We start from the raw sequence: 8,717 nt of genomic DNA, 5'->3' as shown, positions 1-8,717 counted from the left end.
ATCAGGGAATCATAAGCGATTCCAATGCCTCAAGCTTTTTCCGGACGGACACTTACTGAAACCGAGAAACTGAAGTATCCGCAACTCACAGTTTCTTTAAAACTTCTCGGATCAAAGCCCCGCCGCCCGCCGTTTCCAGCTCTGATGAAGGACAGGCAAGGGGGCAGGGAAAATGGAGTTCCGGTTTCCGGACGGGTTCATCTGGGGCGCCGCCACCGCCGCCTTGCAGATCGAGGGCGCCACGCGGGAAGACGGGCGCGGCCCGTCCCAGTGGGATGTCTTCTGCCGCGATCATCCGGAGCGGATCTGGCAGGAAGCGACGCCCGACCTTGCCTGCGATCACTACCACCGCTGGCCGGAAGACGTCGGCCTGATCAAGCAGTTCGGCCAGAACGGCTACCGCCTGTCGATCGCCTGGCCCCGGATCGTTCCGGACGGCACGGGTGCGGTAAACCCCGCAGGCGTCGCCTTCTACCGCAAGCTCTTCAAGGCCCTGATCGACGCCGGGATCGAGCCCAACGTCACCCTCTACCACTGGGACCTGCCGGCTCCGCTGGCGGCAGCAGGAGGATGGGAGAACCCCGCCACCCTGGACGCCTTCCTCCGCTACGCCCGCGTCTGCTTCGAGGAATTCGGCGATCAGGTCAAGCTGTGGTCCACCTTCAACGAGCCGTCCTGGTCCACGCTCAACGGCTACGTCACGGCACTGCATCCGCCCCTCAAGCACGACTACAAAGCCGCCGTCCAGGTCGCCTACAACCTGATGGTCGCCCACGCCCGCACGGTCAAGCTGTTCCACTCGCTCGGTCACGGCTCCGGCGGCCCCGGCATGATCGGCATCGTCCAGAACATGTGCCCGGTCTACCCGGCGACCGGCAGCGCCGCAGACGCCAAGGCTGCCAGTATCGCCGATGCGGTCTATAACCGCTGGTTCATCGACCCAGCATTGCTGGGCGAGTTCCCGCGCGAAGCGCTCGACCTCTATCGCGAGCACGGCATCCTGCCGGAGATGAAGCGCGAGGACCTCGACGTCATCGCCGGCGACACCGTCGATTTCATCGGCGTCAACTACTACTTCCCGCACTACGCCTCGGCCGACGCTGATGAGACCATCTTCGGCCTCAACACCTCCGGCAACAAGGACGAGGACTGCCACTTCTCGATCAAGGGCCAGTTCAAGTTCGTCAGGAATCCCAAGGGCCGCTACACCGACTGGGCCTGGGAAATCTACCCTCCCGGCCTCTACGACCTGCTCGCCCGCGCCCATCAGTACCGCCCCGGCATGCCGATCTACGTGACCGAGAACGGCATTGGCGCCCAGGAAACCCTCGACGCCGAAGGCACCGTGGACGACCAGTACCGGATCGATTTCGTCCGCGAGCACCTGGAGGTGATCCACCGGGCGATCGGCGAGGGGATGAACGTGCGGGGCTATTACATGTGGGCGCTGCTGGACAACTTCAGCTGGCTGAACGGCTATAAGAAGCGCTACGGTTTCTTCTTCGTCGATCGCGACACCATGCAACGCTATCCGAAGAAAAGCGCATACTGGTACCGCGACGTGGCGGCGCAAAACGGCTTTTCCACCTGACACCGATCAATGAATAACTGCCGGAGACGGTCGAACGATGAACGATAACCAGCAATTCCGCGCCGTTATGTGGGATATCGACGGCACCCTGCTGCTCAGCGAGTCCATGCATTTCCGGGCCTTGCGCCACACGGTAGGGACCGAGGGCAAGCACGTCCCCGACGATTTCCATCACGAGATCGTCGGCCGCGCCGCCCGCGTCGTCTACCAGACGGTCCGCGACCGCTTCGATCTCAAGATGAGCTTCGACCAATTCCGCCGCCTGAAATACGGCTACTACACCGAACACGCCCACGAGATCGAGATCCGGCCCGGCGCCCTCGAAGCCTGGCGCACCTTCGCCGAACACGGCCTGCGCCAAGCCCTCGTCTCCAACTCCGACCGGATCGTGGTCAACGCCAATATCCGCGTGCTGGGGCTGGAGGAGCCGGGCTTCATTTCCGTCTCGATCAACGACGTGGTGAACGGCAAGCCGCACCCTGAACCCTACCATCGCGGCGCCACCCTGCTGGGGGTCGAGCCGCACCAGTGCATCGCCGTCGAGGACAGCCCGACCGGCGCCCGCGCGGCCCATGCCGCCGGCACCCGCGTCATCGCATGGCCGGAGGACCTGGAGCTGGAGTTCCCGCCGGAAATTCCGCCCATCTCCGACATCGGGGCGGAGGTAGCGCACATCCTCAAGGTGTAGATTGGAGCAGAAGGGCAGGTCTTTGAACACCAAAGGGGGACTGTGCGTTCGGGGAAGCAGCCGTATAACCAAAACAACCGGACCCGTGGGGGCAGGGGCCACCGCGCACCGGTGAACATCAGGGAGGCACCATGCAGACGACTTCTCAGTCCAGCCTGAAGCCCGGCAGCCTGAAGATCGTCGCACCACTCGGGGGCATCCTCGTGCCCCTGGATCAGGTGCCCGATCCCGTTTTTGCCCAGAAGATGGTGGGAGACGGGATCTCCCTGGACCCCATCTCCAACGAACTGCTGGCGCCGGTCGCCGGCACCGTGACCCAGCTCCACAACGCCCACCACGCCCTCACGATCACGACCCCGGAAGGCATCGAAGTCCTGGTCCATATCGGGCTGGATACCGTGATGCTGCGCGGCGACGGCTTCTCGCCCCGCGTCAAGATGGGCGACACGGTCAAGGTCGGCCAGCCCGTCATCGGCTTCGACGCCGACCGCGTCGGCCGCAACGCCCGCAGCCTGCTGACCGAGATCGTCGTCGCCAACTTCGAACGCGTCGCCCAGATGACCCCCGCGTCCGGGATGGTCGAAGCCGGCCGCAGCGTCATCCTGGAACTGACCCTCAAGGACGGTGCCGCGAACGGTGCAGGCATCGCCGATACCGCAGCACCCGGAGCCGAAGCGCAGTCCGAAGGCATCCCCCTGCCGAACCACGCCGGGCTGCACGCAAGGCCCGCCGCCGTGCTGGCCGCCGCCGCCAAGACCTTCAACTCGCAGATCCACCTGATCCGGGGCAACGACAAGGTCAACGCCAAGTCGCTGGTCGCGATCATGGGCCTGTCCACCAAGCAGGGCGATGTCGTCACGGTCAAGGCGACCGGCCCGGACGCCGATAAGGCGGTAGCATCCCTGGCGTCTTTGATCGCGGACGGCTGCGGCGAGAAGCCCGGCGAAGCACCGCAGCCCGCCGCCGAACCAACTCCGACAGCCGCCCGCGCCTTCCCGACCGATGCCGACGAGATCGCCGGCGTCCCGGCCTCCCCCGGTCTCGCCATCGGCCGGATCTTCCAGTACCGCCACGATGTGGTCGAGGTCGAGCAGAAGGGCGGCGCCTCCGCTGACGAGCGCCGCAAGCTCGACACCGCCCTGGCCGAGGCCGGGACCCAGATCGAAGAGCTGAAGGGCCACATGCGCGACCCCTCCAAGGCCAAGATCCTGGACGCCCACAAGGAACTGCTCGAAGACCCCGACCTCGTCGATCTGGCGCTCGACGGCATCGCGGGCGGCTCCAGCGCCGCGTATTCCTGGCGCGAAGCCTTCACCCGCTACGCCAAACAGCTGGAAGGCCTCGACAATCCCCTGCTGCGCGAACGCGCCACCGACATCCGCGACGTCGGCAGGCGGGTCCTAGGCCTGCTGGCCGGGATCCGCCAAGAGAAGATCGAAGTCCCGCAGGACGCCATCCTGGTCGCCGAGGACCTGGCGCCCTCCGACATCGCCTCGATCGACCGCACCCGCGTGCTGGGCTTCTGCACCACCAGCGGCGGCGCCACCAGCCACGTCGCGATCATCGCCCGCTCGTTCGGCATTCCCGCGATCTGCGGCATCGACGAGTCGGCCCTGCACCTCGACGACGGCGCCCAGGTCCTGCTCGACGGCGGACGCGGCATGCTCCGCCGCAACCCGAACGAAGCGGAAGTCGCCCGCGCCCGCGAGCAGATCGCCAGGTCAACCGAGCGCCGCCGGGAGGAACTGGCGACCGCGATGCAGCCGGCTCAGACCCGCGACGGCCACCGGATCGAAGTCGTCGCCAACATCCGCAACGCCGACGACGCCCTGGCGGCGGTCGCCGCCGGCGGCGAGGGCGTCGGATTGCTGCGCTCCGAGTTCCTGTTCGACGAGCGCGATCAGGCCCCCGGCGAGGACGAGCAGGCCCGATCCTACGGCGCCGTCGCCGAAGTGCTCGGCCGTGGCCGTCCCCTGATCATCCGTACCCTGGACGTCGGCGGCGACAAGCCGCTCTCATATCTGCCGCTCCCCAAGGAGGAAAACCCCTTCCTAGGACTGCGCGGCATCCGCGTCAGCCTGGACCAGCCGGCGATGTTCCGCACCCAGCTCCGCGCAATCCTGCGGGCGGCCCCGCTGTCCGACCTGCATATCATGTTCCCGATGATCGCGACGCTGGAGGAACTGCGCGCCGCCAAGCGCATCCTGGCGGAGGAACAGGCGGCCACCGCCAGCGAGACCAGCGCCACCGCCAGCGTCAAGGTCGGCATCATGGTGGAAGTGCCGTCCGCCGCCGTCCAGGCCGATATCCTGGCGGCTGAATGCGACTTCTTCTCGATCGGCACCAACGACCTGACCCAGTACACGCTGGCGATGGACCGGGGCCACCCCAAGCTCGCCCGACAAGCCGACGGGTTGCACCCGGCGGTCCTCCGCATGATCAAGCTGACGACCGACGGCGCGCGGAAGCACGGCAAATGGGTCGGCGTCTGCGGCGGCATCGCGTCCGACCTGATCGCGATCCCGGTCCTGATCGGGCTCGGCGTCAAGGAGCTGTCCGTCACCGTGCCGACGATCCCGGCAATCAAGGCAGCCATCGGCAGAATCTCCCTGTCCGAATGCCAGGCCTTGGCCGAGGAAGTGCTGGCGCTGGGAACGGCGGAGCAGGTCCGGGCGCGGCTGGCCCCCTTCGCGGAATAACGGTCGACTGACCGACAAAGACCAAACAAAGAATAATTGGGGAAATCAATGGCCCAGAGTCCATTCGCCTTCCTTCAGAAGATCGGCAAGTCCCTGATGCTGCCGGTCGCCGTGCTGCCGGTCGCCGGTCTGCTGCTGGGTATCGGCGCCGCGAATTTCGGCTGGATGCCGGAAATCCTGTCGCTTCTGATGAAGAACTCCGGCGACGTGATCTTCGCCAACCTGCCCCTGATCTTCGCGATCGGCGTGGCGCTGGGCTTCACCGAGAACGACGGCGTCTCCGCCATAGCAGCCGCCATCGGCTACATGGTCATGCTCGCCACCATGGGCGTCATGGCCGGGGTCTGGGGCGTCGAGCCCAAGGTCATCATGGGCATACCGGCGATGGAGACCGGCGTCTTCGGCGGCATATTGGCGGGCGGCCTAGCCGCCTATATGTTCAACAAATACTATAAGATAACGCTGCCGACATACCTGGGCTTCTTCGCCGGCAAGCGGTTCGTCCCCATCGTCACCGCCCTGTCGGCCATCGTGTTGGGGGCGCTGCTGTCCGTCGTCTGGCCGCCCGTGCAGCACGGCATCGACGTGTTCTCCCACTGGGCCGCCGTCAGCGATCCGCGCACCGCCGCCACCGTCTACGGCTTCGTCGAGCGCCTGCTGATCCCGTTCGGCCTGCACCACATCTGGAACGTCCCGTTCTTCTTCGAGATCGGCACCTTCACCGGCCCCAACGGTCAGGTCGTCCACGGCGACATCAACCGCTTCTTCGCAGGCGATCCGACCGCCGGCATCCTGGCCGGCGCCTTCCTGTTCAAGATGTTCGGCCTCCCCGCCGCCGCCATCGCGATGTGGCACGAAGCGCGGCCCGAGAACAAGGCCAAGGCCGGCGGCATCCTGATCTCGGCGGCGCTGACCTCCTTCCTGACCGGCATCACCGAACCGATCGAGTTCGCCTTCCTGTTCGTCGCGCCCGTCCTCTACTTCTTCCACGCCGTCCTGGCGGCCTCCACGCAGTTCGTCATGAACTCGCTGGGAGCCCACATGGGCTTCACCTTCTCGCAGGGCGGCATCGACTTCGTCGTCTTCAACGTCTTCGGCGGCAACGCCCAGAAGTGGTGGCTGGTGCTGATCCTGGGACCGGTCTACGCCGTGATCTACTACGTCGTGTTCCGCACCTCGATCCGCATGTTCAACCTGAAGACCCCTGGCCGCGAGATCGAGACCGAAGACGCCCGCGCCACCAGCTCCTCCGGCGAGGGCGGACGCTCGCGCGACCTCGTCGTCGCATTCGGCGGACGCAACAACATCACCAGCCTGGACGCCTGCATCACCCGCCTCCGCATCGCGGTCAAGGACCCGGCCAAGGTCGATCAGGCCCGGCTGAAATCGATGGGTGCCGCCGGAGTCATGGTGGTCGGCGGCGGAGTCCAGGCCATTTTCGGCCCGCTGTCGGAGAACATGAAGACCGGCATGCAGGAATACCTGCGCAGCACCGGAGCGGAAGCCGACCTCGAAACCCCCGCCGCCACCGCTGCCGCCACTCCCTCTCCCGCGATCCCGGTGGAGACCCCGACGCGCCCCGCTGGCGACGCCAAGCGCGCCGAGAGCATCCGTCAGGCGCTGGGAGGCGCCGGCAACATCAAGACGCTGGAAGCCCTCGCCACCACCCGCTGGCGGGTGGAACTCGACGACGGCCGGCGGCTCGACGCGGCAGCCCTGAAGCAGGCCGGCGTCGTGGCCGTCATGCCGCTGGCTGCCAACGTCTTCCACCTGATCGTCGGGTTCGACGCCGCCGAACTCGCCGATGCTCTCGGAAAGCCTGCCGCCAAGGCCGCCGAATAACCAAGCCATTAAGGGACGTGGAATGGACCGGATAACCGTCGGACTGATCGGCTACGGGCTCGCCGGTTCCGTCTTCCACGCCCCGCTGGTCATGGTCGAGCCGCACCTGCGGCTCGCCAAGGTGGTCACCAGCCGCAGGGAGCAGGTAGGCACCGACCTGCCCGGTGTGGACGTAGTGGAGAGCGCCGAAGCCCTGTTCGCCGACCCCGAAATCGACCTGGTGATCGTCGCCTCCCCCAACACCACCCACGTCCCCTACGCCAAAGCGGCACTCCACGCCGGCAAGCACGTCGTCATCGACAAACCCTTCGCCCCTACCCTGGGCGAAGCCGACGCCTTGATAGCCTTGGCTGAGGAAAAAGGCCGCCTGCTCAGCGTCTTCCATAACCGCCGCTGGGACGACGGCTTCCTCACCGCCCGCCACTGCATCGACCAGGGCCTCGTCGGCACCATCGCCCATTACGAGGTCCACTTCGACCGCTTCCGCCCCGCGATCAAGCAAGGCTGGCGCGAGCAGCCTCTCGCAGCCTCCGGCCTGCTCTACGACCTAGGCTCCCACCTGATCGACCAGGCCCTTGTCCTGTTCGGCCTGCCCAAAACCGTCACCGCCGACGTCATCACCCAGCGTCCGCAAGCCGTCATGGACGACTACTTCCACCTGATCCTGGACTACGGCCGCCTGCGCGCCATTCTGCACGCCGCCACCCTGGTCTGCCGCCCCGGCCCGCACATCACCCTCCACGGCGACGCCGGCAGCTATTCCAAACACGGCCTCGACCCGCAGGAATCCGCCCTCAAAGCCGGCCAACGCCCCGGAGCGCCCGGCTGGGGCCGCACCACCCAGCACGGCACCCTGACTCGCGCCGACGGCACCGGAACACCCCTCGAAACTCTCCCCGGCCGCTACGAAGCCTATTACGCCGCCATCGCCGCCAGCATCCGCAACGGCACCCCGCCGCCGGTGACAGGCGCCGAAGCCCGCAACGTCATGCTCGTGCTGGAAGCGGCGATCCGGAGTGCGGCGGAACGGCGCACGGTGGCGGTGATTTGAGAGGATTTTCAGCGCCGTCTTGACCGATATAAGGATCATCCTGAACCGCCAAGAAATTCCTGACTGCCGGAAGCTCAATGATCACGAGCAGACTCACCAAGAAGGCGCAGACCACCATCCCGCAAGCGGTGCGCGTCGCTCTCGGTTTGCGCGAGGGGGATCAAATTGCCTACAACATCGAAGAGGGGCGCGTCGTCCTGACGCGCGCGGCCAATGAACCGGTCGATGATCCGTTTCACACCTTCACTGAATGGAACTCCGAGACGGATCGGCGAGCCTATGGCGACCTTTGAACCGTAGAGCGACGGAAGGGTTTCCGGTCGGGTCCGTATTACGAACGGCCAAAGTTGCTGTCATTGATGTCCGTAACACGGAACGCGTCATACCAGCGGCATTGAAGCATGATCCGTCTGGGTTGTTGAATGTCAGGCCTCTTCAGCCCGACATCTCCGCCGGAATTTGACCAGACTCCAAAACCCGAACAACTTGATTACTTTCGCTCGATAGAGCATACTAATTGCTCAAAGGAGCAGATCATGTCCCGTTCAACGACCCAAGCGACGACCGCACCTGCCCCAAAGCGGCCGTCAGAAAGGCTGTCATATCTCGCAGTCTATCGGGCATCGCCGCTTGAGCGTATCGGCATGATCAAGCACGGCGTCCGCGCCACGGAGGCGAAGCGGATCATCGCGGAACTTGGCATCGGACAGGGCTCTGCCCTCAAGGCCCTGAACCTATCCCCCGCCACCGTCAACAAGAAGGCGAAGCAGGACCAAACCCTGTCGCCCGCTGAAAGCGAGCGCGTCATCGGTTTCGCCAAGCTCGTCGGGCAGTTGGAGGCGATAA

General features: G+C 65.6%; 7 protein-coding genes. All 7 read left to right on the top strand.

Annotation, left to right across the window (positions count from 1 at the left end):
* Positions 1–172 precede the first annotated feature (172 nt).
* Positions 173–1,591 carry a glycoside hydrolase family 1 protein gene (locus AC5JJ6_RS29985; RefSeq protein ID WP_496045567.1) on the top strand — a complete coding sequence of 473 codons (1,419 nt, stop codon included), beginning with the start codon at positions 173–175 and terminating at the stop codon, positions 1,589–1,591.
* A gap of 37 nt (positions 1,592–1,628) precedes the next feature.
* Entirely contained in the window at positions 1,629–2,279 is a 651-nt protein-coding gene (locus AC5JJ6_RS29980; protein ID WP_496045566.1) for an HAD family hydrolase, read from the top strand.
* Positions 2,280–2,410: 131 nt separating this feature from the next.
* On the top strand, positions 2,411–4,978 hold the full coding sequence (gene ptsP / locus AC5JJ6_RS29975) for a phosphoenolpyruvate--protein phosphotransferase (protein ID WP_496045565.1): 2,568 nt from the start codon (positions 2,411–2,413) through the stop codon (positions 4,976–4,978).
* A gap of 48 nt (positions 4,979–5,026) precedes the next feature.
* Entirely contained in the window at positions 5,027–6,820 is a 1,794-nt protein-coding gene (ptsG, locus tag AC5JJ6_RS29970; RefSeq protein WP_496045564.1) for a PTS glucose transporter subunit IIBC, read from the top strand.
* Positions 6,821–6,842: 22 nt separating this feature from the next.
* Positions 6,843–7,871: an oxidoreductase gene (locus AC5JJ6_RS29965; protein WP_496045563.1), complete on the top strand. Its 1,029-nt coding sequence runs from the start codon at positions 6,843–6,845 to the stop codon at positions 7,869–7,871.
* A 77-nt stretch (positions 7,872–7,948) separates the two neighbouring features.
* A complete protein-coding gene (locus AC5JJ6_RS29960; protein WP_496045562.1) occupies positions 7,949–8,164 on the top strand; it encodes a type II toxin-antitoxin system PrlF family antitoxin in 216 nt (71 codons plus the stop codon).
* 243 nt (positions 8,165–8,407) lie between these two features.
* Positions 8,408–8,717, top strand: a 310-nt coding sequence (locus tag AC5JJ6_RS29955) for an antitoxin Xre-like helix-turn-helix domain-containing protein (RefSeq protein ID WP_496045561.1), incomplete at its 3' end; no start/stop codon positions are given.

It is taken from the genome of Skermanella sp., assembly GCF_059503625.1.
The sequence above is the reverse complement of the archived record's forward strand: the minus strand, read 5'-3'. Positions and strand labels throughout refer to the sequence as shown.